Annotated in this window: 15 protein-coding genes and 2 pseudogenes; 9 read left to right on the forward strand and 8 right to left on the reverse strand. The window is 73.8% G+C overall.

The window, feature by feature from the left end:
- Positions 1-91 precede the first annotated feature (91 nt).
- The gene (locus ACIQCJ_RS34935; protein ID WP_391044287.1) at positions 92-472 is read left to right on the forward strand and encodes a DUF488 family protein; all 381 of its coding nucleotides are present in this window, start codon (positions 92-94) and stop codon (positions 470-472) included.
- 88 nt (positions 473-560) lie between these two features.
- On the opposite strand, the gene ACIQCJ_RS34940 is transcribed toward ACIQCJ_RS34935, so the two are convergent.
- Positions 561-2,093, reverse strand: a complete 1,533-nt coding sequence (locus tag ACIQCJ_RS34940; protein ID WP_402713858.1) for an aldehyde dehydrogenase (NADP(+)) — start codon at positions 2,091-2,093, stop codon at positions 561-563.
- Positions 2,094-2,393: 300 nt separating this feature from the next.
- On the opposite strand from ACIQCJ_RS34940, the gene ACIQCJ_RS34945 reads away from it, so the two are divergent.
- From ACIQCJ_RS34945 to ACIQCJ_RS34960, 4 genes and pseudogenes are all read left to right on the forward strand, one after another.
- Positions 2,394-3,164, forward strand: coding sequence for an IclR family transcriptional regulator (locus ACIQCJ_RS34945; RefSeq protein WP_355333788.1), 771 nt, complete (start codon positions 2,394-2,396; stop codon positions 3,162-3,164).
- Between the two features lie 61 nt (positions 3,165-3,225).
- Positions 3,226-3,993, forward strand: coding sequence for a class I SAM-dependent methyltransferase (locus ACIQCJ_RS34950; RefSeq protein WP_402713861.1), 768 nt, complete (start codon positions 3,226-3,228; stop codon positions 3,991-3,993).
- A 140-nt stretch (positions 3,994-4,133) separates the two neighbouring features.
- Positions 4,134-4,641 (forward strand): annotated as a pseudogene (locus ACIQCJ_RS34955) (SigE family RNA polymerase sigma factor); the annotation flags it as partial.
- 271 nt (positions 4,642-4,912) lie between these two features.
- Entirely contained in the window at positions 4,913-5,842 is a 930-nt protein-coding gene (locus ACIQCJ_RS34960; RefSeq protein ID WP_402713863.1) for a hypothetical protein, read from the forward strand.
- A gap of 248 nt (positions 5,843-6,090) precedes the next feature.
- On the opposite strand, the gene ACIQCJ_RS34965 is transcribed toward ACIQCJ_RS34960, so the two are convergent.
- Complete coding sequence (locus ACIQCJ_RS34965) at positions 6,091-7,362, reverse strand: hypothetical protein (protein ID WP_402713865.1); 1,272 nt, start codon at positions 7,360-7,362, stop codon at positions 6,091-6,093.
- 22 nt (positions 7,363-7,384) lie between these two features.
- The gene (locus ACIQCJ_RS34970; RefSeq protein WP_401714607.1) at positions 7,385-8,317 is read right to left on the reverse strand and encodes a 5-dehydro-4-deoxyglucarate dehydratase; all 933 of its coding nucleotides are present in this window, start codon (positions 8,315-8,317) and stop codon (positions 7,385-7,387) included.
- 249 nt (positions 8,318-8,566) lie between these two features.
- Here ACIQCJ_RS34970 and ACIQCJ_RS34975 point away from each other — a divergent pair, with 249 nt between their 5' ends.
- Positions 8,567-9,397 carry an NAD-dependent epimerase/dehydratase family protein gene (locus tag ACIQCJ_RS34975; RefSeq protein ID WP_391159679.1) on the forward strand — a complete coding sequence of 277 codons (831 nt, stop codon included), beginning with the start codon at positions 8,567-8,569 and terminating at the stop codon, positions 9,395-9,397.
- An 81-nt stretch (positions 9,398-9,478) separates the two neighbouring features.
- Here ACIQCJ_RS34975 and ACIQCJ_RS34980 read toward each other — a convergent pair whose 3' ends face one another.
- The 3 genes from ACIQCJ_RS34980 to ACIQCJ_RS34990 form a co-directional block, all read right to left on the reverse strand.
- Positions 9,479-9,919 carry a response regulator gene (locus ACIQCJ_RS34980; RefSeq protein ID WP_355333804.1) on the reverse strand — a complete coding sequence of 147 codons (441 nt, stop codon included), beginning with the start codon at positions 9,917-9,919 and terminating at the stop codon, positions 9,479-9,481.
- Positions 9,916-11,712, reverse strand: a complete 1,797-nt coding sequence (locus ACIQCJ_RS34985) for an ATP-binding protein (protein ID WP_402713868.1) — start codon at positions 11,710-11,712, stop codon at positions 9,916-9,918. The genes ACIQCJ_RS34980 and ACIQCJ_RS34985 overlap by 4 nt, the downstream gene beginning before the upstream one ends.
- A gap of 278 nt (positions 11,713-11,990) precedes the next feature.
- Positions 11,991-13,202: a SpoIIE family protein phosphatase gene (locus tag ACIQCJ_RS34990; RefSeq protein WP_355334674.1), complete on the reverse strand. Its 1,212-nt coding sequence runs from the start codon at positions 13,200-13,202 to the stop codon at positions 11,991-11,993.
- Between the two features lie 357 nt (positions 13,203-13,559).
- Between ACIQCJ_RS34990 and ACIQCJ_RS34995 the strand changes: the two genes are divergently transcribed.
- Together ACIQCJ_RS34995 and ACIQCJ_RS35000 are read left to right on the forward strand one after the other, a co-directional pair.
- Positions 13,560-14,318: an alpha/beta fold hydrolase gene (locus ACIQCJ_RS34995; RefSeq protein ID WP_355333809.1), complete on the forward strand. Its 759-nt coding sequence runs from the start codon at positions 13,560-13,562 to the stop codon at positions 14,316-14,318.
- Positions 14,319-14,497: 179 nt separating this feature from the next.
- Positions 14,498-15,733, forward strand: a complete 1,236-nt coding sequence (locus ACIQCJ_RS35000) for a TerD family protein (protein ID WP_402713871.1) — start codon at positions 14,498-14,500, stop codon at positions 15,731-15,733.
- A gap of 210 nt (positions 15,734-15,943) precedes the next feature.
- Here the strand turns inward: ACIQCJ_RS35000 and ACIQCJ_RS35005 are convergent, their stop codons facing one another.
- On the reverse strand, positions 15,944-16,360 hold the full coding sequence (locus ACIQCJ_RS35005; RefSeq protein WP_355333815.1) for a CBS domain-containing protein: 417 nt from the start codon (positions 16,358-16,360) through the stop codon (positions 15,944-15,946).
- A 330-nt stretch (positions 16,361-16,690) separates the two neighbouring features.
- On the opposite strand from ACIQCJ_RS35005, the gene ACIQCJ_RS35010 reads away from it, so the two are divergent.
- A complete protein-coding gene (locus ACIQCJ_RS35010; RefSeq protein ID WP_355333817.1) occupies positions 16,691-17,335 on the forward strand; it encodes an HNH endonuclease family protein in 645 nt (214 codons plus the stop codon).
- Positions 17,336-17,458: 123 nt separating this feature from the next.
- Here ACIQCJ_RS35010 and ACIQCJ_RS35015 read toward each other — a convergent pair.
- Positions 17,459-17,791: pseudogene (locus tag ACIQCJ_RS35015) on the reverse strand (Tat pathway signal sequence domain protein); the annotation flags it as partial.
- Between the last annotated feature and the right edge of the window lie 26 nt (positions 17,792-17,817).

Consider the following 17,817-nt stretch of genomic DNA (forward strand, 5'->3'; position numbering starts at 1 on the left):
CCGACAAGACCGCCCGGTCCCGACGCGGTGGCGGATCGGCGGCCGGAGGCGTGGACTGGAAGGAGTGAGACGGAGCGGAGAGGCGGACGGGATGGCGAAGGACGCGGGCGCGGCGACGGGTTTCCGGGTGCGGCGGATCTACGACGACGTGGACGCCGGGGACGGCCTGCGCGTGCTGGTCGACCGGCTGTGGCCGCGCGGGGTGTCCAAGGAGCGGGCGGCGGTGGACGACTGGTGCAAGGTGCTCACGCCGTCGGCCGAGCTGCGCACCTGGTACCACGCCCACCCGGACCGCCACGCGGACTTCGCGCGGCGCTACCGGGCCGAGTTGGCGGGTCCCGAGCAGGTCCCCGCCACCCAGCGGCTGCGCGAGCAGGCGCGCGCCGGGAGCGTCACCTTGCTGACGGCGGTGAAGGACCCGGAGCACAGCCACGTCCCCGTCCTCCTGGCCCATCTCACGGACGCGCCCTAGGACATGCCCCGAGGTCCCGTCCGGCGGCACCGGACGGGACCTCGGGGTCAGTCCGGCCCGGGGCGCCGTACGGCCGCGCCCCCGGGGATCACCTGACCAGGACGCCGTCGACCCGGCGCGGGACGCCCAACGGGTTGGCGTCGGCCAGCTCGGGCGGCAGCAGCGCGGGCGGGGTGTCCTGGTACGCCACCGGCCGCAGCCAGCGCTCGATGGCGGTGCCGCCGACGGAGGTGGAGGTCGAGGTGGTGGCCGGGTAGGGGCCGCCGTGGTGCTGGGCGGGGGCCACCGCGACACCGGTCGGCCAGCCGTTGACCAGGACGCGCCCGGCCAGGCCGGTGAGCCGGGCCAGCAGCGCCGCCGCCTCGCCGCCGGGCTGCCCGGCCTCCTCCGAACCGAGGTGCGCGGTCGCCGTGAGACTGCCCGGCAGCCGGTCGAGCACGGCGACCAGTTCGGCGGCGGACCCGTACCGTACGACGACGGTCAGCGGCCCGAAGCACTCCTCGAGGAGCAGGTCGTACGCGCCCTGCTCGGTGAGGTCGGCCGCGGCGACGGTGACGAAGCCGGGCCGCACCGCGTGCTCGCCGCCGTCGCCCGCGGTGACGGGGGTCTCGACGCCGGGCAGGGCGGCGCGGGCGGCGACGCCCTTGAGGAAGTTGTCGCGCATGCGGGCGTCGAGGAGCACACCGGGGCCCGCGTCCGAGGCGGCGCCGGTGAGCGCGGCCACCAGCCGGTCGCCGTGCTCGCCGCCGGGGGCCAGGACGAGGCCCGGCTTGGTGCAGAACTGGCCGACGCCCAGGGTGAAGGAACCGGCGAGCCCGGTGCCGATCTGCTCGGCGCGCTCGGCCGCCGCGGCCTCGGTGACGACGACCGGGTTGAGGCTGCCCAGTTCGCCGTGGAAGGGGATCGGGCGCGGTCGTGCGGCGGCGGCGTCGTAGAGGGCGCGTCCGCCGGGGACCGAGCCGGTGAAGCCGGCCGCGGCCACCAGCGGGTGCTTGACCAGCTCGACCCCGGCCTCGAAGCCGTGCAGCAGGACGACGGTGTCGGCGGGCAGGCCCGCGGCGACGGCGGCGCGGCGCAGGATGTCGGCGCAGAGCGCGGAGGTGGCGGGGTGGTCGGGGTGCGCCTTGACCACGACCGGGCACCCGGCCGCGAGCGCGCTGGCGGTGTCGCCGCCGGGTACGGAGAAGGCGAGCGGGAAGTTGCTGGCCGCGTAGACGGCGACGACGCCGAGCGGGATCTTGTAGCGGCGCAGATCGGGGCGCGGGACGGGCTGGGCCGCCGGATCGGCGTGGTCGATGATCACGTCCAGATAGCCGCCCTCGTCGACCACATCCGCGAACGCGCGCAACTGATAGGCGGTGCGGGCGAGTTCACCGGTGAGGCGGGGCAGCCCGAGCGCGGTCTCGGCGTCGGCCGCCGCGATGACCGCCGCGCCCTCGTCCTCCAGCAGCCCGGCGGCGCCGCGCAGCAGGCGGGAGCGTACGCTGCGGTCGGCGAGCGCGGGAACGGCGGTCGCCGCCGCGCGCACGGCGGCGTCGACCTCGTCGGCCGTGGCCTCCACCGCGACCTGCTCCCGCTGCTTCCCGGTTCGGGGGTCGACGCTCCAGACTGGTACTGCCACCGGAAGAACCTCCACATTTCCGTACTGCACGACGGCGTCGTTCTCTATACTGAACAACGTCTTCAGATATGAATCACCGATCGTCCGGAGCCTACGTCCACGGGCCCGGCCGGACAAGGCGGGCACCGGGCACGGCGCGCGCACGAACACGCACGACGGACACGCAACGACGTGACGCACGACGTGCACGCACGACAAACGGTCACGACAACCGAGCACGACAGACAGACACGACGAACACGCACCACACACGAGCACGACTGAACGAGCACCACGAACGTCTTAGAGGGGTCGTACGCGATGGCTGTTGCCGAGGGAGCCGGTTCCCAGGTCAAGTCCGCGGTCCGCACGGTGGAACTGCTGGAGTTCTTCGCGGGCCGCCCCGGCATGCACAGCCTGGCCGCCGTGCAGGAGTCGGTGGGGTACCCGAAGTCCAGCCTGTACATGCTGCTGCGCACCCTGGTCGACCTCGGCTGGATCGAGACGGACGCCACCGGTACGCGGTACGGCATCGGCGTGCGCGCGCTGCTGGTCGGCACCTCGTACATCGACGGTGACGAGGTGGTGGCCGCCGCCCGGCCCACGCTCGACCGGCTGTCCGACGACACCAGCGAGACCATCCACCTCGCGCGCCTCGACGGCACCAACGTGGTCTACCTGGCCACCCGGCAGTCGCAGCACTACCTGCGGCCGTTCACCCGGGTCGGGCGCAGGCTGCCCGCGCACTCCACCTCGCTCGGCAAGGCGCTGCTGGCCACGTACACCGACGAGCAGGTGCGCAAGCTGCTGCCGGAGACGCTGGAGCCGCTGACCGAGCACACCCACACCGACCGCGAGAAGCTGATCGAGGAGCTGGCCCAGATCCGCGAACAGGGCTACTCCGTCGACCGCGAGGAGAACACCCTCGGGCTGCGCTGCTTCGGGATCGCGATCCCGTACCGCACGCCCGCGCGGGACGCGGTGAGCTGCTCGGTGCCGGTGGCCCGGCTGACCCCTGGGCACGAGCAGATGATCAAGGACACGCTCTTCGACGCGCGGGACCGGCTGCTGCTCGCCACGCGCCGCCTCTGACGGTCGTACGGCCGGCGTCGTAGGGTCGGCGTCGTAGGGTCGGCGTCGTAGGGTCGGCGGCATGCGCGAATCCGATACCCAGATGTTCGCCCGCCGGGCCTCCTCCTTCGGCGCCGAGGCCGCCGCCTATGCCGCGCACCGGCCCGACTACCCGGTGGCGGGCGTGCGGTGGGCGCTGCACGCGACCGACGACGAGCGCGGCACGCTCGACGTGCTGGACCTCGGCGCGGGCACCGGCAAGCTGAGCCAGTCGCTGGTGGCGCTCGGCCACCGGGTCACCGCCGTGGACCCGGACCCCGGCATGCGCGCGGAGTTGGAGCGGCTGCTGCCGTCGGTGACGGCGCTGGCGGGCGGCGCGGAGGCGATCCCGCTGGCGGACGCCTCGGTGGACGCGGTCGTGGTGGGGCAGGCGTTCCACTGGTTCGACCAGGAGCGGGCGATGCCGGAGATCGCGCGGGTGCTGCGGCCCGGCGGCACGCTGGGCGCGCTGTGGAACACCGACGACGACCGGGTGGAGTGGATCGCCGGGCTCAACACGGTGACGGCGAGCCGGGTGTCGTACATCGACTGGCGGCCGGGCAAGGGCATCGACCGGCACACCGGCTTCACGCCCGTCGAACACGGCGAGTTCCCGCACCGGCAGCCGCAGACGGTCGACTCGCTGCTGGCCACCGTCGCCACCCACTCCCACGTCCTGGTGCTCGAACCCGCCGAGCGCGAGGCGCTGGTGGGGCGGATCAGGGACTATCTGACGTCCCGTCCCGAGACCTCCGGCGCCCCCTTCGACCTGGAGATCGTCACCCGGGTACAGCGCTGCGCCCTGACATGACGAGCCGTCAGTCGGCCTGCTGATCCGGGGTTCGCCGCCCGTCGCCGAAGTGCTGTTTCCCGACCTCTGCCCATGGCCTTCCACCGCTGCTACGCTCACGCCGCGCCGTGGCGGGGAGGTCCGGGCAGGAAGAGGTGACCGTGGGCACAGCCATCGGCGACGACGCCGACGCCGCCGCTGATTTCCACGCGTTCTTCGAGCAGCACTACGCGGAACTGGCGCGTCTGGCACACCTGTTGACCGGTGAGGCGGACGCGGCCGACGATCTCGCGGCCGACGCCCTGGTCGCCATGTGGCGGCACTGGGACCGGGTGCGGGCGGCCGACCACCCGGTCGCGTACGCCCGCGGTGTGGTGACCAATCTGGCCCGCTCGCGCATTCGCAGCGCGGTACGGGAGCGGCGGCGTATCGCGCTGTTCTGGTCGCAGCCGCAGGACCGGACCGACGGTCCCGACGTGCCGGCGGTGCTCGACGTGCGTGAGGCGTTGCAGCGGCTGCCGTTCCGCAAGCGGGCGTGCGTGGTGCTGCGGCACGCGTTCGACCTGTCGGAGCGGGACACGGCGGCGGTGCTCGGCATCTCGGTGGGTACGGTGAAGAGCCAGACGTCGCGCGGCGTCGCGGAGTTGGAGCGGCTGCTGGCGCCGCGGACGGGCGGCGCCGAGCCGGACCCGGCCGCGGGCGACGGGGTGCGGGCGGTGCCAAGTGCCGGTGCGGTGCCAAGTGCCGGTGCGGCGCCGGGTGCCGCTACGGTGCCGGGCGCGGGTACGGTGCCGGGCGCGGGCGCCCCCGGCGGTGCGGGCCCTGTTCCCGGCCCCGCCGTCCCCGGCGCCGCGGGCCCGGTCGTCACCGGCCCCGGCGCGGCGCGCATCATGGGTGCGGCGGGTCCTGCGGCTCGTACTCGTACGGGACGGGGAGTGTGATGGCCGACAGGACCGACAGGGCCGAGCTGCCGGAACGGCTGCGGGACGCGGCCGGGTCCCACCGGCCGGACCGGGAGCGGATGCTGGCGCGGGTCGAACAGGGCATGGCGGAACGCGACATGGCCGGGCACGGGATGGCGGAGCCGCCGCGCACCGGCGGGCGGTCCGACGGGCACGGCGGCGGGACCGGGGCGCCGTGGATGCGGATCGCCGCGGTGACGGCGGCCGTCGCGGGCGCGATCGGCCTCGGCGGCCTCGCGGTCGGCGCTGTGACCGGCAACGGCGAGCCGACGCAGTCCGTGGTGACCTCCGGCGGGCCCGGCGTCACGCACTCCGCGACCTCCAGCCCGGTCGGCACCGACTCCCCCGCCGCGCAGCCGCGTTCACCGGCCGCGTCGTCGCACCCGTCCGGCCGCCACGGCGGCACCGGCGGTACGCGTCCCACGGGCACGCCGTCCGGCGGCGCGTCCTCCCCCACCGGCACTCCCCCGTCGTCGGCGGCCACCACCTCGGGCATCGACGGCGGCGCGCCGGGCTCGGTCGAGACCGCGCGGAACGGCACGCTGACCGCGCGGGGTTCGGTGGACAGCGCGAGCAACGACTACTGGACGCAGAGCGATGTGGTGCTGACCACCGGCAAGCCGCTCACGTCGCTCAGCGTCGAACTGCGCGTGGCCCGTACCGAAGGCGTCAGCAGCACCGGTTCGTGGACCTCCGTCTCGGGCGGCACGAACCCCACGGTGACCGTGGAGGGCGCGGAGCTGGTCTACCGCTGGACGCTCGACGCGAACAACACGCTGGCGCCCGGCACGTACACGTTCTCGGGCCAGTTCAACCACGCGGCGGGCGCCCGCGCCACCGGCGGCGACACGTACACCGCCCGCTGGACCGGGCCCGACGGCACGTCGTCGGTCGACGGCGGATTCTGACCGGACGGCTCCCGTAGCCCGCCGGAAATATTCGCGTCATACGCGGCAACCTCCGGTGCCCCGGTGGCGACTTGAGTACGCACAGCCCTCCCGCCTCACCTGAGGGTGACGCTCCGGGGCGCGGCGGTACCCCCATGATCGCCGCGCCCCGGCCCGTCTCGTGCTCCCGCCCGCCCCCGGCGGGCCCGCGCCGCGCGGGCCCGTCGTCGGCGCGTGCCGTCAACGCGCGCCCGCGAAGGCTCCGCGCCTCAGGCCAGCGCCGACCGTACGGCCCTCAGGTCGGCGTCCGAGGCCAGGCCCGCGTGGTACAGGCGCAGTTCGGTGGCGCCGAGCGCGGCGGCGTGCGCGGCGTCCTCGGCGAGCGTGCCGGGGCTGCCGCCCATGCCGGAGACGACGGTGAGGTTCGCCGCCAGTACGGTGCCTTCGCGGCGGTGCGGCGCGAGCGGGGTCAGCATCGCCTCGCGGGCGGCCGGACCGCCGGCGCAGGGCAGGACGAGCCCGTCGGCGTGGGCCAGGACGCGGGCCGGTTCCACGCCCGCGTTGGCGCCGCAGCGGTACGGCGCCGGGTCGGCGTGCATCAGCACCTGGAAGCCGGGCGCGGCGGCGGCCCGTACGGCGGCCACGGCCCGCTCCTGGAGCGAACCGGCCGTCTGCGTACGCCAGGTGAGGGTGAGCGCCGTCAACTCCGCGCCGAGCAGCCTCTCGATCGCCGGGAGCCCGGCGGCGTCGCCCGGGGCGTCCCCCTCGAAGACGGGTGCCAGCGCGCGGCGGACGGCGGCGGCCACGTCGGCGGGCTCGGCGCCGAGCCCGGCGTAGCCGTCCCGGCAGTGCGCGCAGAAGCACAGCGACATCAGGTACTGGGCGGCGTCGCCGAGCGGCACCCCGGCGATCTTGTCGTGGGCGTGCAGGTGGGCGAGGCCGTACCAGCCCAGGGACTCCAGTTCGGTGCCGCCAGCGCCGGGGCGTACGGCGGCCTCTGCCGCGAGGTCCACCAGGTAGGTACGGACGGCCGGTTGGGCGATGCAGGGCGCCCACGGGTAGCGGTCGCCGTAGGCGTTGACCACCGAGGTGGCCGGATGCTCGGCGCCGAGGCGGGAGTTGTGGGCGAGCACGACCCAGGTGTGGACGTCGAGCCCGGCGGCCGCCAGCGCGCGGGCCGCCGTACCGAAGGCGTCCCCGCCGCCGTCCCGGTCGAAATCCCCGGCCCCGACCCCGGCCCCGAACCCGGACCCGCCCCTGTCCCCGGACCCGAACCCGGACCCGACCCCGCCCCTCGCCCAGCTCCCGGCCGGGTAGGGCCGCAACTCCCTTCCCTCCCAGCGCTGTTCGTCGGGCGGGTAGAGCACGGCGGAGTGTTCCGCGGTGACGATCCGGTGCCGGGGGTGACGGGGGGTCAGCGCGCGGGTGGAGTGGTAGGCGGAGGCGAGGGTGACCTGCTGGACGCCGAGGGCGGCGATCCGTTCGGCCGCCTCGGGGTCGCCCACGACGTCCCAGGGGTAGACGAAGGCGGAAGTCCTCATGGTCGGCATGTCCGGGGCCCGTTCAGCGGTCGCCGAGCAGCGCGAGGCCCTGCTCGATCAGGTCGGCCAGTTCCTTGACGTGCGCGGCGGACGGCTCCGACAGCGGCGGGCGGACCTCGCCGACGTCCAGGCCGCGCATCCGGACCCCCGCCTTGACCAGCGAGACGGCGTAACCCCGGCCCTGGTTGCGGAGGTTGACCAGCGGGCGGTAGAAGCCGTCGATCAGCGTGTTGACGGTGGCGTCGTCGCCGGTGGTGAGCGCCTTGTGGAAGGCGAGGGCGATCTCGGGCGAGAAGGCGAAGACCGCGGAGGAGTAGAGGAGTACGCCGATGCCGCGGTAGGCGAGGCCGGTGAGTTCCGCGGTGGGCAGGCCGTTGAAGTAGAGGAAGTCCTGGCCGGGGAGTTCGGTGCGGACCGCGCTGATGATCCGCTGCATCAGGTCGAGGTCGCCGAGGCCGTCCTTGAGGCCGATGATGTTGGGCACCTTGGCGAGTTCGACGACCGTCTCGGGGGTGAAGACAGCGTTGTCGCGCTGGTACACGATGACATCGAGGCCGGTGCCCGCGGCGAGCGCCGCGTAGTGCCGCAGCATGCCCTCCTGGCCGGGGACGACGAGGTAGGGCGGCATGGCGAGCAGGCCGTCGGCGCCCGCCTCCTCGGCGAGCCGGGCGTACTGGACGGCGAGCGCGGTCCCGTATCCGGCCCCGGCCACCACCGGCACCCGCCCCGCGACCTCGTCCACCGCCGCCGCGACGCACGCGCGGAACTCCTCGGGGGACAGCGCGTGGAACTCGCCCGTGCCGCAGCACGCGAAGACGGCGGCGGCGCCCGCCTCCACCCCGGCGCGCACATGCGCGCGGAACGCGTCGAGGTCGAGAGCGCCGTCCGGGCCGAAGGCCGTCACGGGGAAGAACAGCAGGCCGTCGAGGCGCTCGGCGAGGGCGGGTGAGGTCATCGGGTTCCCCCTGAAGTCTGTGCGCTCATCTGATCCATGTCTATATTCATGAACGCTGCCACGCTAGGCGAGGTGACCTGGGCGGGTCAAGCCGACGGGCACCTCCAAGAGCCCCCGCGCCGCCCGCGTGATCCGCCAGGAAATGTCCACATACCTGAACGTCGTCCATGGACATACCCACGGCGGATGTCAGCCGTCTACAGTGACCCCTGAGGTCAGCGAAGCCCCCGCCAGACACGGAGACCCCGTATGCCCGCTCCCCGCACCGTCCTGCTCACCGGCGCCGCAGGCGGCCTCGGCACCCTCATGCGCGGCCTGCTGCCGTCGTACGGATACGACCTGCGGCTGTTCGACGTCCGTCCGGTCGAGGGGGCGCCCGACGGCACGCGGGTGATCACCGCGGACCTGTCCGACCGGGACGCGCTGCGCGAGGCGGTGCGCGGCGTCGACGCGATCATCCACCTCGCCGGGATCTCGCTGGAGTCCTCCTTCGACAAGATCCTGCGCGGCAACATCGAGGGCACCTACCACCTCTACGAGGCCGCCCGCGAGGAGAACGTCCGCCGGATCGTCTTCGCCTCCAGCAACCACGCCGTCGGCTTCACCCCGCGGCCGCAGGGCTCCCCGGTGCCGGACGAGGCGCTGATCCCGATCACCACCCCGCGCCGCCCCGACACCTACTACGGGCTCTCCAAGTGCTTCGGCGAGGACCTGGCGCAGCTCTACGCGGACCTGCACGGCATCGACACCGTCTCCGTACGCATCGGCTCCTGCTTCCCCGAACCCACGTCTGTGCGCATGCTGTCGGTCTGGATGAGCCCGGCCGACGGCGCCCGGCTCTTCCACGCCGCGCTCAGCGCCGGGACCACGGGGCACACCGTCGTCTACGGAAGCTCCGCCAACACCCGCCTGTGGTGGGACCTTTCGGGCGCCCGCGCGCTCGGGTACGAACCGCGGGACGACTCGGAGCCGTTCGCCGCGAAGCTCATCGCCGAGCAGGGCGAGCTGGACCCGGACAATCCCGCGCACGCCAACCTCGGCGGCCCGTTCTGCACGGACCCCCCGATCTGGCCGTACTGACGGACGAGACGCGTTGCGAGACGTACAGGTGGACGCGCGGAGCCGTACGGACCGTGCGCGGACGCGCCGCCCGCGGGCCGCTCAGCGGCCGGGCAGCCGTACCACCGACAGGAAGAAGTCGTCGATCTGCCGCACCGCGCTGATGAACTGCTCCACGTCGACGGGCTTGGTGACATACGCGTTCGCGTGCAGCTTGTAGCTGCGGAGGATGTCCTCCTCGGTGGCGGACGTGGTGAGCACCACCACCGGGATCATGGCCAGGTCCCGGTCGCCCTTGATCATTTCGAGCACCTGACGCCCGTCGTACTTCGGCAGGTTGAGGTCGAGCAGGATCAAGTCGGGCCGCACCGCGTCCTGGTGGGCGCCGCGCCGGTAGAGGAAGTCCAGCGCCTCCTCGCCGTCGCGGACCACGTGCAGGGTGTTGCCGATCCTGTTGTCGGCGAACGCCTCCCGGGTCATCAGCTCGTCGCCCGCGTCGTCCTCGACCAGCAGGACCTCGATCGGCTGTACGGGTTGACTCATACGCGCGGTGCTCCCTCTGCTCCCTCGATGCCAGGCGCCGCCGCCTGGTCAGGTGACTCTTCTGCCCCGGCGGGCAGCGTGAAACGGATGCGGGTGCCGCCGGTGTACTCGTTGTCCACCGAGATGCGCCCGCCGTGGTGCTCGATGATCTTCCGGCACATGGCGAGGCCGATGCCGGTGCCCTCGTAGGTGTTGCGGCTGTGCAGCCGCTGGAAGAGCACGAAGACCTTCTCGCTGAACTCCTCCTGGATGCCGATGCCGTTGTCGGTGACGCTGAAGACGAGCGTGCCGTCGGGGGCGGTTCCCGACTCCACCGTGATCACCGGCGGCCGGTCGGGGGAACGGAATTTGATCGCGTTCCCGATCAGGTTCTGCCAGACCAGGGCCAGCAGCGTCGCGTCGCCGACGGTGTCCGGCAGCACGGCGGGCCGCTCGACGCGCGCCCCGGACTCCTCCAGCCGCTCCGCGAGGTTGTACAGCGCCTGGTCGAGCGTGTTCTCCAACTGGACCGGCCGGTGGTCGTCCTGCGCCCGGCCCACCCGCGAGAAGGCCAGCAGGTCGTTGATGAGGATCTGCATGCGCTTGGCGCCGTCGACCGCGAAGTCGATGTACTGCACGCCGCGTTCGTCCAGCGCGTGCCGGTAGCGCTTCTCCAGGAGCTGGCAGAAGGACGCGACCTTGCGCAGCGGCTCCTGGAGGTCGTGCGAGGCGACATAGGCGAACTGCTCCAACTCGGCGTTGGAGCGGCGCAGTTCCTCGGCCTGCTCGGTCAGCTCCGCCGCCTGGGCGGCCAGCAGTCCGCGCTGGCCGTGCGCCTCGGCCAGCGCGCCCGCGATACCGCTGCGCATCGCCTCCACGGCCTCGGCCAGCACCCGCAGATCGGCCGGGCCGCTGGGCTCGATCCCGGTGTCGAAGTCGCCGCCCGCGACCCGCAGCGCGTCGTCGCGCAGCCGCCCCAGCGGCAGGCCGACGATCCGGCGCAGGAGCAGCGCCAGGAAGACCATGGCCACCAGGAAGCAGGCCAGCATCGCCAGGAACACCGCGTCGCGTTCGTTGCGCACGCGCCGCAACTGATCCTGACTGTGCTGCCGGTCCTCCTTCAGGTGCGTGTCCTGGATCGTGAACTGGGTGCGTACGGTGTCGAAGCCCCGCTTGCTGCTGTCCAGCAGCGAGGTGTCGGCGGAGGCGGGCAGGCCCTCGCGGGCGTGCTCGATGAGCGGGAGCGCGTACGTGGTGCGCCAGCGGTCGGCCGCCTCCTCCAGCGCCAGCAGGTCGGCGGAGGCGCGCTTGTTGCCGCTGATCAGCGGGCGCAGCCTGGCGGTGATCGTCTTCTGGTCCGCGAGGCCCTCGGTGTAGGGCTGGAGGAATTCCGTCGAATGGGTGAGCACATAGCCGCGCACGCCGGTCTCCTGGTCCAGCAGCGCGGTCTGCAACCGCACCCCCTCCACCCGCGCGGGCTGCACCCGGTTGGCCAGGTGGTCGGAGATCGACGTGGTGTGCGCGAGCAGTTGCGCGCCGATCACCGCGAAGACGAGGACGAGCAGCGTCATCCCGCCGAGCACGAGGTTGAACGCGCCCTGGACCGTGATCCGGCCCTTCTCGCGCGGCCGGAAGCCGGACCTCGTCCGGGGGGCCTTCTGCCCGCGAGCGGGTACGGGGGCGGGCACGACGTCGGGCGCGGGATCGGAATCCCGCGCGGGTTCGATGTCCGGAGCGCGTTCGACGTCGGGGCCGGGATCGACGTCGGGACCGGACTCGGACCGCGGCCCGGGTACGGGCGCGCTCTCGGACACGGGCCCGGCTTCGGATACGGACTCGGATACGGCCTCAGGCTCGGATACGGGCTCGGGCTCGGACACGGGCGGCGGGTCGGTCGGGGGATGCGGCACGGACGCGGACTCCGGAACTGGCGTGGGATCGGGCGTGGACTGGGCGACGGGCGCGGTCTCGGGAGCGGGCGCGGTCCCTGAAGCGGGCGCGGCCCCGGCAGCGGCTTGAGGCGTCGGCTCCGGCGCGGGCGCCGTGGGTTGCGTCGGCTCCGAACCGGGCCCCGGGACGGGCGGGTGTTCCGTCATGACCTCGCCCGCCATCCCGCGTGCATCACGGCCGCGTCGTCCTCGAGACCGCCGCGCCCCGCCGTCGCCGTCTCGGCCGCGTTGATCAAGGCGTCGACGAACGCCTCCGCGGGCAGTGCGCCGTTCTTCCGGGCCAGCTCCAACAGCCCGTCCTCGCCGAGCCGTTCCGGCCCGTCGCCGTACCGCCACTCGAAGAGGCCGTCGGTGAACAGGACCACGGACGCGCCGTCCAGCGTCTCGGTCGTCACCGGCCAGACGCCCTGCCCCGGCAGCAGCCCGAGCGCGGGCCCGTACGCCGGCTCCCACCACTGGACGTCGGCGCCGCGGCGCAGCAGCACCCCCGGATGCCCGGCTCTGACGATCTTGACGGTGGTGCGGTCGGGGGCGAACTCCAGGGAGCTGAGGGTGGCGAAGACGTGTTCGCCCGCGCGCTCGGCGACCAGCATCTGCTCCAGCATGCCGGGCAGTTCGGCGCCGCGGGTGCCGGCGAGGACGAAGGACCGCCAGGCGACCCGCAGGCACACGCCCAGCGCCGCCTCGGCCGCGCCGTGCCCCGACACGTCGCCGATGACGACGTGCACCGTGCCGTCCTCGGTCTGCACGACGTCGTAGAAGTCGCCGCCGAGCAGCGCGTGGTCGCGCCCCGGCCGGTAGCGGGTGGTCACCTGCCAGTCGTCGCCGCGCAGCAGCGGGGTGGGCAGCAGCCCGCGCTCCAGCCGGGCGTTCTCCTCGGCCCGCATCGAGCTCTCGCGCAGCGCCACGTGCGCGCGCTCGATCTGCTTGCGCTGGACGGCGTAGCGGATGGCGCGGCTGAGCGACTGGGGTTCGAGGGCGCTCTTGGACAGGTACTCCTGGGCGCCGGAGGCGACCGCGGCGAGCCCGGCGTCCTCCTCCGACAGACCGGTCAGCACCACGACGGCCGCGCCGGGCGCGTCCTTCAGCAGCCGGGACACCGCGTCCACGCCGAAGGCGTCGGGCAGGTGCAGGTCGAGCAGGACGCACTCGGGCGCGGCGCGGCGGGCCAGCAGCTCCAGCGCCTCGGCGAGATTGCTCGCCCTGACCACCTGGGTCGCGGCGTCGCTCAGCGCGAGGTACTCCTCGACGAGCAGGGCGTCGCCGTCGTCGTCCTCGACCAGCAGGACCGTCGCGGGGCCCGACTGCCCGAAGGAGGCGGGCGGCGCCGTGCGCGGACTCTGACTGTCGCGAATGTCACGAACATCACGGCTGTCACGCCCGTCGCGGGTGTGCGGGATGCCCACCGGAAGTCCGGCCGGAACTCCGACCGGGCCGCTCTGCACCACGTTTCTTCCTCCGCCTTCGGCTGCCCGACCATTGAGATTGCGCTGAGCGTACTTGCCCAGGGCAGGAGCGTATATGCGGGAGCCTCCGGACCCCTGTTCGATCCGGCAACCTGTGCGTCGGGTCCGCCGCGCGACCCATCCGGAACCGTCGTCGCTACGAATGACGGAGGATTGACGGGGTACGGCGGAACGGGGATTCCGGAACGTCCGTTCGTACCTGTCACGGCACGTCGGCGGAGGGAACGGACACGGGTGGAGGCACGGGTGGCAGAGGACCGCGACGGCGACAGCGCACGCGCGGGGTATCGGGGCCTGGTGATGCGGCGTTCCGCGGCGGCCCCCGAGGCGGCGGTGCTGGTGCTGCACGGCGGCCGGGAGCGCGGTATGGGCCGGCCGTCCCGGCTGAACGCGCCGGGGCTGCGGATGCGCCCCTTCGTCCGGGCGCTGGCCCGCGCGACGCGGGGCCGCCGGGTGGTGCTCGCCGAGGCCCGCTACCGGCACCGCGGCTGGAACGGGGAGCGGGCGGACGCCGCGCGGGACGCGGCCGACGCGCTGGCGGAGCTGTCCCGGCGGACCGGCGGGGCGCCGGTCGTGATGGTCGGGCACTCCATGGGCGGCAGGGCGGCGCTGCGGGTGGCCGGTACGGACGGGGTGGTCGGCACGGTGGCGCTGGCCCCCTGGTGCCTGCCGGGGGAGCCGGTGGAGCAGCTCTCGGCGGCCCGGCTGGTGTTCCTGCACGCGGAGGCCGACCGGATCACCTCGCCCGTGGAGTCGCTGCGGATGGCGGAGCGGGCCAGGGCCGAGGGCGCCGAGGTGTGCCGCTTCGTGCTGCCGGGCGGCGACCACGCGATGCTGCGCCAGGCGGCCGTCTGGCACGCGCTCACCACCCGGGCCGTCTGCGGCCTGCTCGGCCTGTCCGCGCTCCCGCCCGAGGTCGCCTCCGCCTTCGCCCTGCCGCCCGGCTCCCCGGACGGCCTCGACGTGCCCGCGACCGCCGGTGACGGGCGGGGCGTGCGGGTGTGAGGGTACGGGGCTGCCGATACGGGTCCGACCGTACGCAACCGCGGGCGCGACGCTGCCGGTACGAGCCGGCGCGGGCGCCGGAATGGGCGCCGGGACCGGGTGCCCATAACGGGCCGGAAGCTGATCTCCGGGTCATGGAACCGCAAACAACAGTCGGTCGTTACGGGGGCATGACCGCTATGACGCCTGGCTCGAATGTGCCGCTCTCCGTGCCCCGAGTGGCCGTGGACGTCGCCGCCTCCTCCGCGCGGCTCGATGTCTCGGGCCTGCTCCTGACCGGTGACGGGAAGGTGCGCTCCGACGACGACTTCGTCTTCTACAACCAGCCCCAGGGGCCCGGCGTCAGCCACCGCTCCGGGGGCGGTTCCGGGCCCGACTCGATCACCGTGGACACCGCGGCCGTCCCGGCCGGGATCGAGAAGGTCGTGGTGACCGCGAGCCTGGACGGCGGCGGTCCCTTCGCGGGTACGACGCCGACGGCCACGGTCCGCAGCGCGGACGACGGCTCGGTGATCGCCACCTTCACGCCCACCGGGCTCGGCCCGGAGACCGCGCTCGTCGTGGTCGAGGTGTACCGGCGCGGCGGCGCCTGGAAGGTCCGCGCGGTCGGCCAGGGGTACGCCAACGGGCTGGGCGGCATCGCCAGCGACTTCGGGGTGAACGTCGAGGAGCCCGCGACCCCCGCGGCCCCCGCGGCCCCCGCCGCCGCGTTCACCCCGCCGCCGCCCGCGCCGGGACTGCCCAGTGCGCCGCCGCCCTCCGGCGCGCCCGCCGCGTATCTGCCGCCGCCGCCCTCCGCTCCCCCGGCCGCGCCGCCCGCTCCCGCGCCGGGCGCGGGCAAGGTCAATCTGGACAAGGGCCGGGTCAATCTCCGCAAGAACGAGACGGTGTCGCTGGTCAAGGCGGGCAAGCCGTTCCTGTCCTCGGTGCGGATGGGCCTGGGCTGGGAGCCCGCCTTCGGCGGCCGGGACATCGACCTGGACGCGTCGGTGATCGCCTACGGTCCGCAGCGCAACCACATCGCGACCTGCTACTTCGGCAAGCTGTCCATCCTCAACGGCGCGGTCCAGCACTCCGGTGACAATCTGACCGGCGCGGGCTCGGGCGACGACGAGACGATCACCGTGCACCTGGGCGGGCTGCCGCCGGAGGTCACCGGTCTGGTCTTCACGGTGAACTCGTACTCGGGGCAGAAGTTCAACAAGGTCGCCAAGGCGTACTGCCGGCTGCTCGACGCGGGCACCGGCGAGGAGCTGGTCCGCTTCGACCTGACCGGCAGCGAGCCGCGCACGGGTGTCCTGATGGCCAAGCTGATCAAGCAGTTCTCCGGCGAGTGGGAGATGACCGCCATGGGCGACTTCATCGACTCGCGTACCGCCAAGGGGATGGTGCGGCCCGCCTCCGCGGCGCTCTGAGGCACCGCAGACCGGATGTGTGCCCTGCGGGGCCGCCGCCGGTCCGCGCAGGCTGGCATGAGTCCGCGCGGACGGGCGGCGGCCCGAGAGACCGGTCCCAGGCGGCGCGGGACCGGCCTCAGGCGGCGCGGACCGGTCTCACATCGCAGGCCGGTCTCACACCGCGCGGCGGCCTCAGACCGCGGACCGGGCTCACACCGCGCGTCGGGCTCAGACCGCGCGGATCGCCGTCGCCAGGGCGCCCGCCTCGGCCGGGCCGAGGTGCCGGGCGATGTCGGCCTCGCTGATGATGCCGACCAGGCGGCTGCCCTCGACCACCGGCACCCGGCGGATGCGCCGGGAGGACATGGTCGCGACGACGCTGCCCGCGTCGTCGTCGGCCGCGGCCGTCACCGGGCTGCCGTCCATCAGGTCGGCGGCCCGGACCGCGCCCGGGTCGTGGCCGGTCGCCACGCAGCGCAGCACGATGTCCCGGTCGGTGAGCACCCCTTGGAGCCCGCCGTCGTCACCGGTGACCGCCAGGGCCCCGATGTCCGCGTCCCGCATCCGCTTGGCGGCCACGTCCAGGGTCTCGTGGGCGGAGATCGTCTCGACGCCCTGATGCATGATGTCGCGCGCAGTGGTCACAGCAGCTCCATTCGTCCCGGGCCCCCGCGCCGACCATAAAGTCCCGCGCGCCGCCCCGCACGGCGGCGGGAGCCGGGGCCAGGACCGGGAGCGGGCGGGCGCGGGGGCGCCCTGCGCACGGCGCTCGGAGGCCGTGGGACCCCGGCACGCACCGGCTCGTGCGCCGCGCGGGCCTCGTACGGGCCGGACCGCCACCGGACGTTCGCACATCAACATGTCATGGTCACATAAAATTTACCGCTGACGGTCTACCCGCATAGACCCGTGGCCGGGACCCTGGTCGGGAACCACCCGTACCGCTCGACCCCCTAGCCACGGGAGCGCTCAGTCATGCCCAAAAACCGTCTCGTGCACGGAATCTGTGCCGCCGTCAGCGCGGCACTGCTCGCGCTGACCGTCCTGTTCGTCAGCGGCGGCCCCGCACAGGCCGCTCTGCCGACCCCCATCGCCGCCTCCACCGCCCGCAGTTACCTGTCCGGCATGACGGCCACCGCGGAGACGCACGCCTCGACGTACGACCGGAACCTGTTCCCGACCTGGATCACCATCTCGGGTACCTGCGACACCCGCGAGTACGTGATCAAGCGCGACGGCACGAGCGTGGTGACCGACAGCTCGTGCAAGGCGACCTCGGGGAACTGGACCAGCCCGTACGACGGCGTGACCACCACCGACCCGTCGACCTTCGACATCGACCACCTGGTGCCGCTCGCCGAGGCGTGGGCCTCGGGCGCCTGGGCCTGGACCACCGCGCAGCGCCAGGCGCTGGCCAACGACGTGACCCGCCCGCAGCTCGTGGCCGTCTCCGCGCACTCCAACCGCTCCAAGGGCGACGGCGACCCGGCCGAGTGGCTGCCGCAGGCGTCGTACCAGTGCACGTACGCCCGCGCGTGGGTGCAGGTGAAGCACTACTACGGTCTGACCGTGGACAGTGCGGAGAAGTCGAAGCTCACGTCGGTCCTCAGCGGCTGCTGAAACGTTCCGGCCGCACCCGGCCGCACCCGGCCTCGCTCGTCACGGCGGTGACGAGCGCGGCCGGGCGGCGGTCCGCCCCTCAGCCCGGAAGCCCGGAAGCCCCTCAGCCCGTCAGCCCGGCGTCTTCAGGGTCAGCGTGCGGCGGCCGGGCGCGTAGAACCAGACGGCCCCCTCGCGCACGAGGTACACCCCGTCGTCCGCCCACCACAGGCCCGTCAGCCCGTGCGCCCGCGTGACCGCGCCCGCCGCGAACGGCGTCTCCACCCAGTCCACGCCGTACACGGTGCCGGGCACGGTCGCCCGTGACAGGTCGTCCACGCAGCGGCCCCCGGAGTCGATGCACCGGAACGCCTGGAGCACGCCACCGTTCTGCGCCGACGGCGGTGTCCGCCGGCACAACGACGTTCCCGCGGTCAGATACGCGTGACCTCGCTTCGGGTCGGCCACCACGGCCTCCCGCGTACGGCTGACCGGCACCGGGG

Source organism: Streptomyces sp. NPDC093221, from assembly GCF_044753885.1.
Taxonomy (GTDB): domain Bacteria; phylum Actinomycetota; class Actinomycetes; order Streptomycetales; family Streptomycetaceae; genus Actinacidiphila.